The following is an 18,347-nucleotide window of genomic DNA, read 5'->3' as shown; positions in this document are numbered from 1 at the left end:
CGACTCCCACCTCGCAAGCACCTTCTCCAGTATCCCCTCAAGTTTCCTTTCACCTTATCACCCAATAATCATTTGATCAGACCCCCGCCCGAAACCCGCTGCAAACCCCCAACTATGAGTAAATGATTGTTTTCGTAACCTGGCCGAGGCTGTAGTGTGAGGCTTGTAACCAATACAAGTCAAACGGAGGTCAAAAAGGTATGACGAAAAAATCCTTTACCCTGCTTCTTAGCTCGCTGTTAACATTCAGTATGCTGACTGCGGCGTGCGGCAACAACAACGGCAATAATGAAGCAGCGGCCACCACAGATCCCGGCACCAGCGGCGGAACCAATACCGCAACCACAGAGCCGGCGCCAGAGCCGGAGAAACCGACAGAAATTAAGATTATGCTTCCACTGAACACGGCAGAGACCCCGCCCGATACAATTAAGGCCGAAGTGGAGAAATTGACTAATACCAAGCTGACTTATCAATTTTTCCCGGCGGATACCTATGAAGAAAAGCTGAATTCTTCCTTCGCCACAGACTCCCTACCGCAAGTGACATATTTGAAGAACCAGACCACGTTCATCCAGATGAAAGAATCGATCAAGGACGGACAGTTCTGGGAAATTGGACCTTACTTGCCGGAGTTCCCGAACCTCAACAAGCTGAAACCGGAAATCCTCAACAATACCAAAGTGGAAGGCAAGCTGTACTCGCTGTATATCGGCCGTCCGCTGGCCCGTCAGGGGATCATCTACCGCAAAGACTGGGCGGATAAACTCGGACTGAAGGCTCCGGCCAATCTTGATGAACTGTTCGCTATGGCCCAAGCCTTCACGGAGAAGGACCCGGACGGCAACGGTAAAAAGGACACGATCGGACTCGTGGACCGCAATGAGCTGGTGTACGGGGCCTTCAAAACCGTCTCCTCCTGGTTCGGTACGCCGAACAACTGGGGCGAGAAGGATGGCCAGCTTGCACCGGAATTCACCTTCCCGCAATACATCGACACGATGGATTTCTTCAAAAAGCTGCGTGACGGCGGATACATGAACAAGGATTTCGCAGCCACCAGTAAGACGGATGCCGTAAACATGTTCGTCAGCGGCAAAGCAGGGCTGTACATCGGCGGCTCCATGCAGGATATCGATACCCTTAATAAGGACCTGATCAAAAACTTCCCGGATGCTGTACTGGATACGCATAGTATGGTAGCCGGACCTGACGGCAAATTCGCCCAATGGATGATTCCAGGCTATAACAACGTTGTGCTGTTCCCGAAATCTGCGGTTAAGGATGAAGCCGAGCTGAAGAAGATTCTGGCCTTCTTTGACAAGATGATGACTCCGGAAGTGGCCAACCTGATGTACTGGGGGATTGAAGGCAAGCACTACACCGTTGTAGACGGCAAAGCAAAACCGGCAGACGACAAAGAACTGATTGAACGCGAGGTCAAAGGCTATAAGGACAGCGTGATCGGTGAATACGAAACCAATGGCATGTACCAAAGCTTGAACGTACTGCCTGGACGGATTCATGCCGAAGAGCTGGTGCTTGAGAATGTCAAAGTGGGTGTAGCAGACCCGACAGCTGCTCTGGATTCGCCGACCTATACTTCTAAGGGTGTTGAGCTCCAGCAGATTATTACGGATGCCACCTACAACTATATTTACGGACAGCTGGACAAAGCCGGGTTTGAAAAACAAGTGGAAGCCTGGAAGAGCCGCGGCGGAGCGGCCATTATCGAGGAATACAACGCTGTATACAAAAAATAGAATGCCACTTGTGAACATGTATCGCAGATAGTCCAGTGTACAGAAGGCTGGCGAAGCAGCTTCGGCAGCCTTCTTTTACCACACCAAACCCACAGTCAGGCTGGAAATTTAGGAAGCAGAAAGGAAGAGGATTATGCAGGAAGTCACCGCTCAGGCTAGTAGGGTTCCCGAGCTGAAGCCCGTAAGCTATAAGAGCAGCAGTGAGCTCAAAAAGCGGCTGTGGAGAAATAAATATCTGTACGTCATGCTGATACCGGGAGTGCTGTTTTTCGTTCTTTTTAAATATCTGCCGATGTACGGACTGATTATTTCCTTTCAGGATTACAAGCCTTATCAAGGCATCACCGGCAGCGAATGGGTCGGCATGGAGCATTTCAAACGCCTGTTCACCGAGCCGGATTTCCTCAAGATCCTGGGTAACACGCTCATATTGTTCGGAATGAATATTATTTTTTATTTTCCGGTGCCGATTATCCTCGCTCTGATGCTGAATGAGCTCAGGGGCACATTCTTCAAACGGTTTTTTCAGACTCTCGTTTACCTGCCCCACTTCATGTCCTGGGTTATTGTCGTCTCCATCACCTATGTTATGGTCACGATGGACGGAGGGATTATCAACGAGCTGCTGATTTATTTTGGCTTCGAGCCGATTAACTTTCTGCTGAATCCGGGCTGGTTCAGGCCGATGTACATCATTCAGATCATCTGGAGGGAAGCGGGCTGGGGAACGATCATTTATCTGGCCTCTATTGCCGCTATCGATCCCGGGTTGTATGAAGCTGCACGTATGGATGGTGCCGGACGGCTGAGACAGATTTGGCATATTACCCTGCCGGCGATCCGCAGCGTCATCATTACCCTGCTCATTCTGAAAATTGGTTCCGTGCTGGATCTTGGATTTGAGCATGTCTACCTGATGCTGAACTCCATGAATCGAGAGGTTGCGGAAATTATTGATACGTATGTCTATACTGCTGGGTTGAGACAAGGGCAGTTCAGTTACAGTACAGCTATCGGATTCTTCAAATCGGTTATTGGGCTGATTATGGTCATGTCGGTCAACAAGCTGTCCAAAAAAATGGGCGAAGAAGGCGTTTATTGAGAGACTGCGGGAGGAATTGAAAATGGTAGAAGACAGATCCATAGGCGGCAGAATTTTTGCTGCGGTTAACTTTACGCTGCTGGCCCTCATTGCGCTCGTGACGGTGCTGCCTTTTATTCACGTGGTGGCCGGCTCCTTCACAACGAGTGCGGAAATCGCAGCGAGCAAATTTGTACTGATCCCGAAAGTGTGGAGCTTCGAAGCGTATAAGTTTATTTTTTCCACGGATACGATTTTTAAAGCGATGGGTGTGTCGATTGGGGTTACGCTGATCGGTACTTTGTTCAGTATGTTCATCACGGCGCTGATGGCTTACGGCCTCTCCAGAAGAGATCTGGACGGACGGAATGTGGTCAATTTCCTGGTTGTGTTCACGATGCTGTTCCATGGCGGAATGATTCCTACATTCCTTGTAGTGAAGGAGCTGGGGCTGATCGATTCCTATGCGGCGCTTATTCTTCCGTCTGCGATCAGTGCGTTCAACATGATTATTCTCAAAAACTTTTTCCAGAACATTCCGGAGGGTCTTGAGGAATCCGCCAAAATCGACGGCTGCAACGACTTCGGCATCCTGTTCCGGATCGTGCTGCCCCTGTCCATGCCGGCGATCGCGACCATTTCGCTGTTCTATGCGGTTACCTATTGGAACACTTATATGAGTGCGATTCTGTATCTGGATGACAGCGCCAAGTGGCCGATTCAGGTGCTGCTGCGGCAGATTGTTGTCCTGGCCAGCGGGATGGATCACAGCGCCACCCTCGATGCGGCTGTTCCGCCGCCGGATCAGGCGATCAAGATGGCGGTTATCGTCGTGGCAACCCTGCCGATTCTGATGGTGTATCCATTCCTGCAGAAGCATTTTGCCAAAGGGGCCATGCTGGGTTCTATGAAGGGATAGTTGCGATACAGAGACTCTGATACTGATATGGAAGGGGTAGGAAGAGAGATGATAGGCAGTCTGCCAAAAACGCCCATGGAATGGGCCCGCAAGGCCTGTGATTCTTTAATGGATACTTATCAGGCGGGAGAGCTTCCTCCTGCCCACCGCTGGCACTACCATCAAGGCGTGTTTCTGTGCGGAATGGAGCTGCTGTGGCAAGCTGCCGGGGAAGAGCGTTATATCGAATATATTCAGGCGTATGTAGATGATCTTGTGGATGAATACGGTAATTTCTATTTTGCCCGGGATGAGCTGGATGCGGTACAGGCGGGGCTGCTGCTGTTCTCGCTGCATGAGCGGACAGGCAAAGAGAAGTATAAGATTGCTGCAGAGAAGCTGCGGAATCTGCTGCGGACGGTCAACCGGACGTCCGAAGGCGGCTATTGGCATAAGGATAAATATCCGTATCAGATGTGGCTCGACGGTCTGTATATGGCTGGAGTCTTCTCGCTGAAATATGCGAATGTCTATGGCGAAGAAGAGCTTCGTCAAAGTGTACTGCATCAGGAGAAGCTGATGCGCAAATATATGAAGGATGAAGCGACGGGCCTGCTCTATCATGCCTGGGATGAGAGCCGGCGTATGCCTTGGGCCGATAAGGATACGGGCTGCTCCCCTGAATTCTGGAGCCGCTCGCTCGGCTGGTACGGTCTGGCCTTGTCACAGTTCCTGGACCTGCTGCCGGCAGAAGAGCCAGGACAGCCGGAGCTGGCCGCTGCACTGAGTGAATTCGTGCAGGCGCTGATCCGTTATCAGGACCCGGTGAGCGGTCTGTGGTATCAGGTTGTTGACAAAGGCGCTGAGCCGGACAATTGGCTGGAGACTTCCGGCTCATGCCTGTTCGTGTATACCATTGCCAAAGCGGTGAAGCTGGGCCTTGCTACGGATGAAGCAGGAGCAATGGCTGCGGCCCGGAAAGGCTACGAGGGGCTGATCAGGGTGCTGCAGCAGGATGAACAGGGCCGGCTGATTCTCCCGGACATCTGCATCGGCACTTCTGCGGGTGATTACGAGAACTACGTCACCCGCCCTAAAGTAAGCAATGACCTTCACGGCGTTGGGGCGCTGGTGATGGCTTGCGTGGAGATGCAGTCTCTGTATCCTGCGGATTAACGGAAATGCGGTTCAAAAGTACGCGAAAGGAGAGAGCTGCAGTTGTATAACATTGTAGATTACGGTGCGCTCAAAGATAGCCCGGTCCCCGCGACCGGTGCTATTGCGGCCGCTATTGAAGTAGCCGGTAATCATGGAGGGGGAATAGTTTATGTTCCCGCAGGAACCTTCATTACCGGAGCGGTGCGGCTGGGGAGCAACATTGAGCTGCGCTTAAGCCCCGGGGCGGTGCTGAGCTTCAGCACAGATCCGGCAGACTATCCGGCGGTAGAGGCACGCTGGGAGGGAGTGAAGCGCCAAGTTCATTCCCCCTGTATTTACGCTGAGAATGCAGTGAATGTATCTATTACCGGAAGCGGGACCTTGGAAGGTAACGGCGCACCCTGGTGGAACAAGCACCGGAATCATCCGGAGGCGCTGGAGTATCCCCGGCCGACGCTGATCGGCCTGAACAACTGCCGCAGGGTTACGATCAAAGACGTGACGCTGCTGAATTCACCGAGCTGGACGGTCAATCCGATTCAGTGCAGCAATGTGACCATCGATAATATCTCGATCCTGAACCCGGCGGATTCGCCGAATACGGACGGGATCAATCCGGAGTCCTGTTCAGGCGTACGGATCAGTAATTGTAACATCGATGTCGGCGATGATTGCATTGCGATCAAAGCGGGAACCGAAGATACAGCAGAGCGTATCCCTTGCGAGAATATTTCGATCATGAACTGCACGATGATCCACGGGCACGGAGCGGTGGTGCTGGGCAGTGAGATGAGCGGAGATATCCGCAATGTGACGATCAGCAACTGTGTATTCAAGGAGACGGACCGCGGAATCCGCATGAAATCACGGCGGGGACGCGGCGGGATCATTGAAGATATCCGGGTCAGCAATATCGTGATGGACGGTGTTATCTGCCCGTTTACGATCAACCTGTATTATTTCTGCGGGCCCAAGGGCAAAGAGAAGTATGTCTGGGATAAAAATCCCTATCCGGTGACCGTGGAGACGCCGGCTGTAAGGCGGATTCATTTCGCCAATATCACCGCCCGCAACGTCCATGCCGCCGCAGGTTTTCTGTATGGGCTGGCAGAGCAGTATGTTTCGGAAATCAGCTTCACGAGTGTCGATATCTCAATGGCCCAAAATGCGGTTCCCGGCCACCCGGATATGATGACAGGCATCGATAACATGAATAACCGCGGATTTTTTCTGGGGAATGTGCGTGATGTCCAGTTTCACCAGGTGACGGTCGAGAACCATGAAGGTCCTGCTTTTTATGTGGAGAATGGTGAGAATGTTCAGGTCATCAGTTGTGTATCCAGAAACACCGCCAAGCCGGAAAAGCTTGTTGAACAGGTTGAAGTTATGCCGGCGAATACATGAAAGAAAACGCCTGAAGGAAACCACGTAAACAGGTTTGCTATTTAGCAAGCATTAGCATTATAAGTAATTTTAAATGGAGCTGTGGCCTCACTTGAGGTCATGGCTCTTTTTTGTCGGCTTTCCAGTATTCTTATTTTGCAATTTACCGTGCGTCCGGATATAATTAGTACCAAGTACTAATACCAGATACTATAAACTATACGAGGTGAGTGAAAAATGAAGGGTGCGAAAATTACAGCCATCGGATCATATGTCCCTGCCCGCAGGCTGATTAACAGCGATTTGGAGCAAATGGTGGAGACGAATGATGAGTGGATTGTGCAGCGGACGGGTATCCGTGAACGCAGAATCAGCCGTGAGGATGAATATACCAGTGATTTATGCGTTGCTGCTGTCCGGGATTTGCTGACACGTTACGGAAAAACTGCTGCGGATGTGGACATGGTTATCGTGGCTACGAGCACCGCTGACTTTTCCTTTCCCTCGGTAGCCTCCATCATCCAGCACCGTCTCGGCATTCCGCTGACTGCCGGAGCGGTCGATATGAGCGCTGCCTGTGCCGGCTTTGTCTATGCGCTGCACACCGCCCACGCCTATGTGGCTTCCGGCCTGCACCGTAAGGTGCTCGTGCTCGGAGCTGATACACTGTCCAAAATCACGGACTATAGTGACCGCAGTACCTGCATCCTGTTTGGCGACGGGGCCGGTGCAGTGCTCGTGGAGGCGGATGAGCAGCAGGACCGTTTTCTGGGCTTCCATCTCAGCAGTGACGGCGGCGGGGCGCATCATGTCTACCGCACGGGACTGGCAAGTAGAGTTAACGGCGTAGCGCTTTCGGATACCGGGAAGCTGGTGCAGAACGGCCGGGAGGTGTTCAAATGGGCGGTGCGTACGGTTCCGCAAGGGGTGCGGCAGGTACTGGACAACGCCGGAGCAACGCTTGCGCAGGTGGACTGGTTCATCCCGCACAGCGCCAATCTGCGGATGATTGAGCCGATTTGTGAGCGCCTGGAGTATCCGTTTGAGCAGGCGCTGTATAGCCTCGAATACTTCGGCAATACCTCTGCCGCCAGTATTCCGCTTGCGCTGGACCTCGGCATCCGCGAAGGCAAGGTGCAGAGCGGCCAGCGTGCACTGCTCTACGGATTCGGTGCCGGTCTGGCGCAAGCCGGCCTGCTGGTTGAGCTTAGGCTGGATGAGCAGGTTATGCCGCCTGCTGTTTTATAGAGCTGCGTAACCAGCTGCGGGGGGAGAGGCTGATTGGGGTTCTCTCCCCCTCATATCCGAAAAATGGACCCTGAAATCAGAAAAACCGTGCCTTGAAGGCTAACTTGAAATGAGAGATTATATTATCGAAAACGTTTTCGGTGAGGGGGGATCGCGTAGCGCCTGTTCTTCATGAGCTTTCTTATTCACAGCGTTGGAATCTCAGAGGTGTCATTTGCGGAGTTCATTTCATGGTTTACTTGGCGGTCTGCCTGGAGGAATATCGGGTAGAGTTCAAGGCCGTATTCGTTATAATTGCATTTTGTGCAATAGAATCGCTCAGTATGGGCCGGAAACCGGGTTTAATTGTATTCTGTACAACTGAATTTGCGGAAATGGGATGGATTTTGCGATTCAGACCATTTTAACTGTACAGAGTACAATAGAATCGCTGCGGGTCGCTTTATGGCCTTTTTCTACTGTACAAAGTGCAATTAAATTCGGAATTGTTTCCGAATCCGCGGTTCGTAAGCTCAGTCTTCGAGAATGGCGCCGCCGGAATTCGTTGTCAGCGGTTCAAGCCGCTGCCGCAGGATTCGCGGATGATCAGGGCGGGCTCAACGACAAAGGAGCCGCCTTCTGACTGGTTGTTGATGAGGTCAAACAGCATGTGGGCGGCAAGCACCCCGAGGCGTTCCTTGTTCTGGCGGATCGTGGTCAGCGTAGGGCTGGTGTATTTGCAGGCTTCGATATCATCACAGCCGATTACGGCAACATCCTCAGGAATGCGAAGTCCATGCTCCTTCAGGGCACGGATCGCCCCGAGAGCCAGTAAATCAGATGCGGCAAAAATGGCCCGGGGCAGACTGCCGCTCTCAAGCAGACGCTGCATCGCCGCGTAGCCGCTAGGCTCAAAGAAATCATCACCATGCGCGAACCAATTGGGATTAAGCGTCAGACCGAAGCTTTCGATCGCCTTGATATATCCTGCTTCCCGCTGATTAGAGATATCCGAGTCGCCCGTGCTGCCGATGAAGCCCAGCTCCCTGTAGCCCAGCAGATAGAAATGCTCCACAACCTTGGAGGCGATCTGAAAATTATCCGACATCACGTATCCGGACTTTCTGCCCTTAAGCTCCAGGTCTACGCCGATGCAGGGAATGCTGCTCATATCCAGATCATGGATGGCCGGCTCCATCTTTTCCCCTGAGATGATCACACAGCCGTCCACATGGAAATGTACGCAACGGGATAAGTAATCTCCGCCGCTGATGAACTTCTCATTGGAGAAAAAGATTAGGTCGTAACCCAGCACGCCCATCTGCTTCTTGAAGGAGTTCAGTACCTCCACAAAAAAAGGATGCGTAATTTCCACATTAAGCTCACCGGCAAAAATAACACCGATCAGATTGGACTTCTTGGTGGCCAGCGTTTTAGCGGAGTTAGAGGGGGAATATCCGGTTTGTTCAATAATCTCCAGTACCCTTTGTTTCGTTTTTTCGGAAACATCACTGTAATTATTCATGATTTTCGAAACGGTAGAGACAGATACACCGGCCATTTCGGCAATTTTTTTGATGTTCATTGGTACGATTGTCCACCCTCCGCTTAATAATGAGCAAGAACTGAGAAGACTGCTATAATGCCGTTATTTTATGAATTTTAGGCTTATATCCGGTACAAAAAATAATCACATTTAAGTCTATTCAACTTCCCGAAACAAGTCAAACAATTCTTGTCGGATAAATCGAAACCGATTTCGATATTCGCAAGAGGAAACGTTACTGTACATTGAGGAGGAATACACTGGATGAAAAAGAATATTTCGGCGGCGCTTGCTGCCGTGGCCCTAGTAACCGGACTGTTGTCGCCTTTGGGCAGCGGGGCCGTTACTGCAGCGCCAGCGTCAAGTACACAGCAGTCTGCTGCAGCCAGTAATATGAAAGCGTTTACTGATGTGAAAGCGGACCATTGGGCTGCCCGGTCGGTGCAGCGCTGGAGTGACACTGGCATCATCGGAGGGTACGGAGACGGCACCTTTCGTCCGAATAACCAGGTGACGAAGGCGGAGTTCGCCGTCATTATGAACCGGATCTTTAATTACAAGGCCGAGGCAGCTGTGCTTCCTGCCGATGCTGCAGGGCATCTCTGGTTCAGCAAAGATATCGCCAAAGGCATTGCCGCAGGATATTTAAGCGTGGACCCGGCTAACCTCATTCATCCTTCTGCGATGCTCTCGCGTGCCGAGGCAGCGGTGGCGCTGCAGAAGATTTTCCGGCTGGAAGCCATTAAACCGCAGGCGGTTTACACGGATTTGGCAGGCGCCGGCAGTGAACTGACCGATGCCATTACGGCACTAACGGCAGCCGATTATTTACAAGGCTATCCCGGAGGCTTATTTAAGCCGGGTGGAGCAATCAGCCGCGCTGAGCTGGCCCGGATCGTGGATCTGATGGTTCCCGGTCTCGTTACGTCGCCGGGAGAGGTTTCTTTGGGAACTGTAAAAGGCAACGTAGTGCTGAACAGTACGGATATTCTTTTAAAGGACACGGTAATCGAAGGCAATCTCTACCTTACGGAAGGGATCGGTGAAGGTAACGTCATGCTTCAAGGGGTGCAAGTGACGGGTACAACCTTCATCCGCGGAGGCGGAGAACATAGCGTGAGCCTGGAGAACAGCAAGCTCGGAAAGGTAGTGGTGGCCAGACCCGGCGGCAATGTGCGTATTCAGGCCAGCGGCGGAACCGCCGTGGGAACGGTACAGCTTGACTCCGGGGCAACACTGGAGGAAGGAAAGCTGACCGGGGCTGGATTTACAGATGTTGAAATCCGCCCAGGAGCCAAGGCGGTGACATTGAAGGGTGAGTTCAGCAATGCCAGTACAGCCGACAACCGAACAGGCAGCTTAGCGCTGAGCCTCTCCGGCAAGCTGGGGAAGCTTACCTTGAATACCCCAAGCCAGGTTCTGCTTGTCGGCAATGCCCGGGTCGCAGAGCTGCTGATTTCCGCGAATGCCGCTGGCACAGCGCTGCTGGGTAACGGGACCTTTGGTGCTGTCACGAATAACGCCGAGGGCGTCACCAGCGGAGGTGCGGCGCTAACTAAAGGCAGCAGCAGTGAGCTGAAGGTGGTTGCACCAGCCTCCAGCCCGTCACCGGCGAGCGGCGGCTCCTCCGGTTCTGGCGCTACAGCAGCCCCAACGGCTGCACCAACAGCAACACCAAAACCAACAGCAACGCCAACACCAACACCAACGGCAACACCAACAGCAACGCCAACACCAAAACCAACAGCAACACCAACACCTTCGGCGGACCCATGGACGCTGGTGTGGAATGATGAATTTAATGACGGTGTCATCGATCCCGCGAAGTGGACTTATGATCTTGGAGACGGTTCGGCTGTCGGCAACCCCGGCTGGGGCAACAATGAGCTGGAATGGTATACGAATGACGAGAAGAATGTAAAAGAAGCAAACGGCAATCTCATTATTACCGCACGCAAAGAGGCGCAGAACGGTAAAGAATATACCTCCTCGCGGATTAAGACGAACGGGCTGTTCGGCAAGAAGTACGGCAAATTTGAGATCCGCGCGAAAGCTCCGACCGGCAAAGGCTTATGGCCGGCAATCTGGATGCTGCCGGAGGACTATGTCTACGGATCATGGGCCGCATCCGGCGAAATTGATATTATGGAAGGCTGGGGCAGCCGTCCGAACACTGTTGCCGGTACCATTCATTACGGGGCCCAGTGGCCGGATAATGTCTACTCCGGCAAGGAATATGTGTTCCCGGATAACGGAACCATCGGACAGTACCATACCTATTCGATCGAATGGGAGCCAGGGGAAATCCGCTGGTATGTGGACGGTGTTCTCTACTCGACCAAAAATGACTGGTACAGCCTCAGCAGCGGCCAGCCGGCTAACAATGCTTATCCGGCACCGTTTAACCAGGAGTTTCATCTCCTGCTGAATCTGGCGGTAGGCGGCAACTTTGACGGCAACCCGACAGCTGAGACGGTGTTCCCTCAGTCGATGGAAGTTGATTATGTCCGGGTATATGAGTTGACGGGCAGAGCTTACCGTGAGCCGGTGCCGGTAACACTTCCGAAGGAACCTTATCTGGAGGGTTCACTTGCACCTCTTGCAGACGGCAACTTTATTCACAACAACGGATTCACGGAGCAGGTGGAGGGTGATGCCGGTATGGGTATTCCGAATACAGCGCACTGGGTGCTGTACAAGGAAGACGGAGCTGGTGCAACAGTATCGCTCGAACCGGTTAACGGACAGAATTTCCTTAAGGTGAACATCAGCAGCGCGGGCGGGAATTCCTATTCGATCCAGCCGCAGGCGATCGTGTCACTGGCCAAGGGAAGATTCTACAAGCTCAGCTTTGATGCGAAAACCGATTCCGCGCGGAGCATAAATGCCAGATTGACCGGTGGAGCATCGCGGGGTTATCAGGCGTATTCGCCAGGACTCAAGGCGGAGCTGACCGGAACACTGGGCCACTATGAAATGATGTTCCAGATGAAGGAGAATTCCGATATTGCAGCACGGGTTGAATTCAACCTGGGTACAAACAGCTCACCGGTGTGGCTGGGCAATGCCCGGCTGGAGGAGATTGACAGCATTCCGTTCGAACATGACAGCGCCAAGATGCCGCTGGGCAGCGGCAACCATCTGTACAACGGCACCTTTGACCTTGGGGAGACAGACCGGCTAAGCTACTGGCATACCGTAGCTTCCAGCGGGGCAGAGGTCAGCAGCCACGTTGACGGTGAGGGACAGCTGCAGCTGCAGATTACAGGCAGCGGTGCAGCAGGAGCCGATGTCATCCTGCTGCAGAAGGGGATTTTCCTGGTGCAGGGCCAGGATTACAAGCTGACCTTTGACGCGGCTGTCTCTTCCGCCCGTACAGCGGTAGTAGAACTGCGAGGCAAGGACGGAACGCTTTATGCCTCACAGGAGGTGCAGCTACCTGCAGGGGCGCATAGCATCACTGCCGAATTCCCGGGACTTGCCGGAGCAACGGATCATGAAGGGCAATTCGTTCTGCGGCTCGGCGGCTCGCCGGGCACCGTCCGGCTGGACAATTTCGTCCTGCTTCGCACAAGTACCTATTATGATCCGTCTCTAGTCTATTACCCGCTGGTCAACGGAGATTTCAGCTTTGGCTGGAGCAGCTGGGAACGCCTATTGACCGAGCAGGGCGGACAGAGCACGGCAGCCGTAACGGATGGGGCCGCCAAATTCAGCATTTCGAATACCGGCAGCCAGAATTATTCAGTCATGCTGTTCCAGAACGGGCTGAAGGTGGCTAGTGGAACAGAATACATCATTGAGTTCGATGCCAAATCCAGCGTTGCCCGCAAAATCAGCGTCAACGCAGAGAATGCGTCGTATAAGCCTTCGTTTAGCCAGACCATTGATGTATCGCCGGCTGGCGCCCATTACAGGTTCGAATTCCGCCAGGGTGAGAAGGATACACTGTCGCTGAAATTCCTGATGGGCAAGGTGGATGGCGTCAGCATTCCCGGATCCCATGATATTACCATTGATAATGTGAAGTTTGAGATTAAGAATGCCCCCGCCAAGCCGCAGGAGCTGCAGGGTGACAGCAGCAATAACAGAGTCGGGCAGCCGATTGAGCTGACATTCATAGACAATGCCGCCTGGCGCAGCAAGATTGGCGCGGTCAAGGTGAATGGAACTGCAGTAGCAGACGGGCAATATACGGTTCAGCCCGGTGTTATCACTATCGCTGCCGCAGCCTTCCCTACTGAAGGAAGCTACACGGTCACTGTGGAAGCCGGTGGTTATGTGAATGCGGCTGTCACGCAGGCCATTCTGGCGAATGACCATAATCTGGTGGTTAACGGGTCATTCAGCAGCGGCCGCACCGGCTGGTCTACATGGTCCGGGGAAGGCGGGGCTGCGGTATTTAGTGCAGATGAGGGTGTGGCTAATATCGCGATCAGCGCCGCCGGCAGCCAGACCTGGGCCAACCAGTTTTTCCAGGAAGGCATCCAGCTTCAGGCCGGCAAAACCTATGAGCTGAGCTTCAAAGCCAAATCGACGGTACCCCGGCAGATTATCGTGGAATACAGCGGAACCTCGGCCGCTTCTGCGCAGGCGCGGTTTAACATTACGGCCACTTGGGCGACCTACAAGGCACAGTTTACAGTGGCCGACGGCAGTCCGCTGAAGCTGAATGTTCTGATCGGTGCCAGCGCGGGTGACGATAAAACGGCAGACAGCACGCCGCATACGCTGTCTCTGGACGATATTGTCATCTCAGAAGTAACCGGAAGCACACCGGTGGAGCCGGCTAGCGGCACACTGGATAACGGAACCTTTGATGCGGCAAAAGGGTTGACCGGCTGGACGCAGTATTTCGACGGAACCGGCTCCGCCCAGGCCCTGAACGGGGAATTGGCTGTCAGCCTGACGGGAACCGGCGGAGCCAATTTCAGTGCGCAGGTGGATTACGCGGAGCTGAAGCTTGAACAGGGCAAGACGTATAAGCTGACGTTTCAGGCCCGCTCCGACATTGACCGGCTGATCGAAGTGGCTGTAGAGCATAAAGGCGGGGATTACACCAAATATCTGCCGGCCCGGCAGGTTGCCCTGACGGACGAAATGAGCGAATACAGCTATACCTTTACTATGGATGGGGCAACGGATTCCTTGGTGCATCTGGTGTTTCTCATGGGACTTATCGCAGGCAACAGCGCGGAAACGAATCAAGCGGTTAAAGCGGGCAATCAAATTGTGATTGATAACGTAACACTCGTGGAGATTCCTTAAGCGGAAAAAAGAAAAGCTGCCAGAACAACAAATGGCCGTGGCCCCTTATATGGGGACACGGCTATTTTTGAAAATATAAGAATTAATTTGTTTTACGTAATAAATTATCCTTCTATTTCTCGCAGAAACGGAGACCGTCCTAAGCAGGGCGGCAAAGCCGTTCTTTCTTGTGATATACAATTAGGTTTCCTTGGGAATAAGTTCAAAAATCTTGCCGGTTTCCAGCGCCTCGATCAGCTTCAGCAGCCAGCGGTAGTATTTGATGGCTTCCTCAATTTTGGCTTCATCATTCGTCAGCAGCCGCAGCACCTCCGTATCCTCCGCGTATTCGGTCTGCATCGCTTTGATTTCGGCCAGTGACTTGGCCAGTGCAGTCATATTGCCCTCCACGGCTTTGCGCCACTTGATAGAGAAATAGTCGCTGAAATTCTGATGCCAGTCAGGCACGACCTCGAACAGATCCTTGCGCGTACCTTTTCCCCACACTTTGTCAATCATCTTCAGATCAAGCAGTGTGCGGACGCCTGTGCTCATGGAGGTCTTGCTCATCCCCATGGTGCGGCTTAAATCATCCAGCGTTACGGGTCCCTCATTAAAATACATATATCCATATAAATGCCCGATGGACAGCGTAATTCCGTACAAATCCATATTTTTACCGATGGAATCAATCACCCGCTCGCGGGCCTTGATGATTCGCTGTATCTGCTCGGGCGGAAGCCCTTCTAAATCGTTCATGATGTCCCTCCTGAGGAATAGGCTGATAGACTGCAAACCTCTCAAATGTATTGTAATCAAATCCTTAGCGATAAGTAAAGAATTCATGCAGAACGGAATATGGCGTAAAACAGAGTATTCTTTATGTAAAGTACGTAAAGTTAAAACTGTACACTAAATTTTTAGCGTATACGCGCTTTGCGTCTCTTTTCACAACTCCGCTACACTTAGTGAGGAGCAACTACCTGAATAACATAAGGGGAGAAGGAGGTCACCATGGCAATTATAGAGGTGAAGCAACTTACCAAAGTATTCGGTAACGATGCAGGACGTGCCCTTCCATTACTGGAACAAGGCTGGTCCAAAGAGAAAATTGCCCGGGAGGCCAAGCTGACTGTAGGGGTCAATAAGGCCGAGTTCAGCATCGACGAAGGAGAAATATTTGTCATTATGGGCTTGTCGGGCAGCGGCAAATCGACGCTAGTCCGTTTATTGAACCGTTTGATTGAGCCCACCGGGGGCCAGGTTTTTTTCAAAGGCAAGGATGTAGTTAAGATGAATTCCGAAGAGCTGCGTACGTTCCGGCGTAAAAATATCGGTATGGTATTTCAGAAGTTTGGCCTGTTCCCGCACCGCAGCGTGCTGGCCAACGCCGAATACGGCCTTGAAGTGCAGGGTGTAGATAAAAGAGAGCGGACCCGACTTGCGATGGAGGCGCTGGAGCTCGTAGGCCTTAAAGGCTGGGAGAACCACCGCCCGGATCAGCTGAGCGGCGGTATGCAGCAGCGGGTCGGCCTTGCCAGAGGACTTGCTAATGATCCTGACATTCTGCTGATGGATGAAGCCTTTAGTGCGCTGGATCCGCTGATCCGCAAGGATATGCAGCAGGAGCTGCTGGAGCTGCAGGCCCGGGTGAAGAAGACGATCGTCTTCATTACCCATGATCTGGACGAGGCGCTGCGGATCGGCGACCGGATTGCCCTGATGAAGGATGGGGTGATCGTGCAGATCGGTACACCGGAAGAAATTCTCATTCAGCCGGCCAACAAATATGTAGAGCGGTTTGTCGAGGACGTGGATCTGTCCAAAGTGCTGACCGCTTCCCACATCATGCGCCAGCCGGAAATGATCCGGCCGGAGCGCGGGCCTCGGGTTGCGCTGCAGCTCATGCGGGACAGCGGCGTGTCCAGCCTGTATGTGGCGAATAATGAAATGAAGCTGCAGGGTGTACTTACAGCTGATGATGCTTCAAGAGCACTGAAAGAAAATAAAAGCATTCTTGAGGTGCTGCAGCGGGAAATTCCCCGTGTCAGCCCGGATACCCTGCTGAATGATCTGTTTGAGCTTATGTCGGAGACCCATCTGCCCGTTGCGGTCGTAGACGAAGCCGATAAGCTCAAGGGGATTGTCATCAAAGGAGCCGTATTGTCCGCACTAGCCGGTAATGCGGTTCCGGAAGGAGGCTACGGCTCATGAACATCCCTAAATTACCAATCGGGAAAGGCATCGAGTGGCTTGAGAAATGCCTGATGACCTATTTTGGCCCTTTCTTTGACCTCATTCATGCTGTGATCGGCGGAATGGTAAGCGGAATTGAAGCCGCATTAACCTTCCTTCCGGCCCTTGTTCTTACTCTAATTATTACTGCTCTGGCCTACTGGATCGGCAAATGGCGTATGGCGCTGTTTGCGGTAATCGGGCTGCTGCTGATTGATAATCTCGGCTTGTGGAACCCGTCTATGCAGTCACTGGCGCTGGTATTGACCGCTTCAGTGCTGGCTGTACTGATCGGTGTTCCGGTCGGCGTACTTTGTGCCCAGAGCAAGACGGTGCAGAATATTGTAACTCCGGTGCTCGATTTTATGCAGACCATGCCTGCGTTTGTATACCTGCTGCCCGCGGTATCCTTTTTCTCGCTGGGCGTCGTTCCCGGAGTTATTGCTTCTATTATATTTGCGATTCCGCCAACAATCCGGCTGACGAATCTGGGGATTCGCCAGGTATCGCCTGAGCTGGTCGAAGCAGCGGATGCCTTCGGATCTACGGCAGGCCAGAAGCTGTTCAAGCTGCAGCTGCCGATTGCCCTGCCGACCATAATGGCCGGCATTAACCAGACAATTATGCTGTCGCTGTCGATGGTCGTGATCTCGTCGATGATCGGTGCGCAGGGCGTGGGAGCCTACGTATACCGCGCGGTATCACAGGCGAAGACCGGAGCGGGCTTTGAAGCGGGGATTGCGATCGTCATTATTGCGATTCTGCTCGACCGCCTGACCCAAAAGCTGTTCAAAGCTAAACAATCATAGGAGTGTGATGAGATTGATGAAGAAGAAAAGCATAGGATTACTGCTCGCCGTACTGCTGGTGGCTGTCATAGCCGGATGCTCGTCCAAGGTGAGCGGCGGAGGCAAGACGGTGAAGCTGGCGTATGTGGCCTGGGACTCGGAAATTGCCAGTACTTATATCGTCAAAGAAGTGCTGGAATCTAAGCTTGGGATGACTGTAGAAATGCTGCAGGTGGATGCCGGCCCGATGTGGGCAGGCACTGCTGACGGAAGCGCGGATGCGATGGTTGCCGCTTGGCTGCCTGGCACACATGCCTCTTATCTGGAGCAGTACGGCGATAAAATTGAGGATTTAGGACCGAATCTGGATGGCACGAAGACAGGCCTTGCCGTTCCGGCGTATATGGATATCAGCTCGATTGAAGATTTGAAGAGCAGTGATTTGGCGGGAACGCTGAATAACCGGATTGTCGGCATCGAGCCGGGGGCCGGGATTATGATGGCAACGGAGCAGGCCATTGCAGACTACGGTCTGAGTGACTATACGCTGCTTGAAAGCTCATCGGCGGCAATGGTTCAGGAGCTGGAAAAGGCTTACCGGAACAATGAACCGATTGTCGTGACCGGATGGACACCGCACTGGATGTTCGCCAATATGGACCTGAAATATCTGGAAGATCCTAAAGGTGTATACGGGGGAGCCGAGCAGATCCATACTATGGTGCGTAAAGGCCTAGCGGCGGATATGCCGGAAGTGTATCAATTCCTGGATCAATTCAACTGGACCCCTGAAGATATGGAACAGGTTATGGTTGATATTGCAAATGGACAATCCCCTGAGGATGCAGCCAAGAGCTGGGTGGAAGAGCATGCCGATCAGGTGAATAGCTGGACCGTTCAGGCACAAGAATAGCATAAAGATGCGGCTTGTCCGCTTTTGCAGCAGATGAAGATGTATGCTATGATGAAAAGAACAGATGGCTACAAAACTGTAACCATCTCTGAGGTGACGGCTAAGACG

General features: G+C 52.7%; 12 protein-coding genes. 10 read left to right on the top strand and 2 right to left on the bottom strand.

Features of this window, described 5'->3' with window-relative positions:
• The first annotated feature begins 200 nt into the window (after positions 1-200).
• The 6 genes from L6H70_RS18780 (at position 201) to L6H70_RS18755 (ending at position 7,531) form a co-directional block, all read left to right on the top strand.
• Positions 201-1,763, top strand: a complete 1,563-nt coding sequence (locus L6H70_RS18780) for an extracellular solute-binding protein (RefSeq protein ID WP_236335543.1) — start codon at positions 201-203, stop codon at positions 1,761-1,763.
• 133 nt (positions 1,764-1,896) lie between these two features.
• Positions 1,897-2,865 carry an ABC transporter permease gene (locus L6H70_RS18775; protein ID WP_236335542.1) on the top strand — a complete coding sequence of 323 codons (969 nt, stop codon included), beginning with the start codon at positions 1,897-1,899 and terminating at the stop codon, positions 2,863-2,865.
• Positions 2,866-2,887: 22 nt separating this feature from the next.
• Positions 2,888-3,763: a carbohydrate ABC transporter permease gene (locus L6H70_RS18770; protein WP_236335541.1), complete on the top strand. Its 876-nt coding sequence runs from the start codon at positions 2,888-2,890 to the stop codon at positions 3,761-3,763.
• A gap of 27 nt (positions 3,764-3,790) precedes the next feature.
• The gene (locus L6H70_RS18765) at positions 3,791-4,918 is read left to right on the top strand and encodes a glycoside hydrolase family 88/105 protein (protein WP_279306774.1); all 1,128 of its coding nucleotides are present in this window, start codon (positions 3,791-3,793) and stop codon (positions 4,916-4,918) included.
• A gap of 36 nt (positions 4,919-4,954) precedes the next feature.
• Entirely contained in the window at positions 4,955-6,304 is a 1,350-nt protein-coding gene (locus tag L6H70_RS18760) for a glycoside hydrolase family 28 protein (RefSeq protein ID WP_236335584.1), read from the top strand.
• 216 nt (positions 6,305-6,520) lie between these two features.
• A complete protein-coding gene (locus L6H70_RS18755) occupies positions 6,521-7,531 on the top strand; it encodes a ketoacyl-ACP synthase III (RefSeq protein WP_236335540.1) in 1,011 nt (336 codons plus the stop codon).
• 547 nt (positions 7,532-8,078) lie between these two features.
• On the opposite strand, the gene L6H70_RS18750 is transcribed toward L6H70_RS18755, so the two are convergent.
• The gene (locus L6H70_RS18750; RefSeq protein WP_236335539.1) at positions 8,079-9,095 is read right to left on the bottom strand and encodes a LacI family DNA-binding transcriptional regulator; all 1,017 of its coding nucleotides are present in this window, start codon (positions 9,093-9,095) and stop codon (positions 8,079-8,081) included.
• A 225-nt stretch (positions 9,096-9,320) separates the two neighbouring features.
• Between L6H70_RS18750 and L6H70_RS18745 the strand changes: the two genes are divergently transcribed.
• Positions 9,321-14,324: a carbohydrate binding domain-containing protein gene (locus tag L6H70_RS18745; protein ID WP_236335538.1), complete on the top strand. Its 5,004-nt coding sequence runs from the start codon at positions 9,321-9,323 to the stop codon at positions 14,322-14,324.
• 180 nt (positions 14,325-14,504) lie between these two features.
• Here L6H70_RS18745 and L6H70_RS18740 read toward each other — a convergent pair whose 3' ends face one another.
• Positions 14,505-15,062, bottom strand: coding sequence for a GbsR/MarR family transcriptional regulator (locus L6H70_RS18740; RefSeq protein ID WP_236335537.1), 558 nt, complete (start codon positions 15,060-15,062; stop codon positions 14,505-14,507).
• Positions 15,063-15,317: 255 nt separating this feature from the next.
• Between L6H70_RS18740 and L6H70_RS18735 the strand changes: the two genes are divergently transcribed.
• From L6H70_RS18735 to L6H70_RS18725, 3 genes are read left to right on the top strand one after another with little or no spacing between them, the layout of a single operon-like run.
• A complete protein-coding gene (locus L6H70_RS18735; RefSeq protein WP_236335536.1) occupies positions 15,318-16,517 on the top strand; it encodes a quaternary amine ABC transporter ATP-binding protein in 1,200 nt (399 codons plus the stop codon).
• Positions 16,514-17,347 carry an ABC transporter permease gene (locus tag L6H70_RS18730; RefSeq protein WP_279306773.1) on the top strand — a complete coding sequence of 278 codons (834 nt, stop codon included), beginning with the start codon at positions 16,514-16,516 and terminating at the stop codon, positions 17,345-17,347. The genes L6H70_RS18735 and L6H70_RS18730 overlap by 4 nt, the downstream gene beginning before the upstream one ends.
• Positions 17,348-17,363: 16 nt before the next feature.
• Positions 17,364-18,239, top strand: coding sequence for a glycine betaine ABC transporter substrate-binding protein (locus L6H70_RS18725; RefSeq protein WP_236335535.1), 876 nt, complete (start codon positions 17,364-17,366; stop codon positions 18,237-18,239).
• The last annotated feature ends 108 nt before the right edge of the window (positions 18,240-18,347 follow it).

The sequence above is a fragment of the Paenibacillus auburnensis genome, assembly GCF_927798115.1.
Lineage (GTDB): Bacteria > Bacillota > Bacilli > Paenibacillales > Paenibacillaceae > Paenibacillus_AQ > Paenibacillus_AQ auburnensis.
This window is presented reverse-complemented; position numbering and strand designations above follow the sequence as displayed.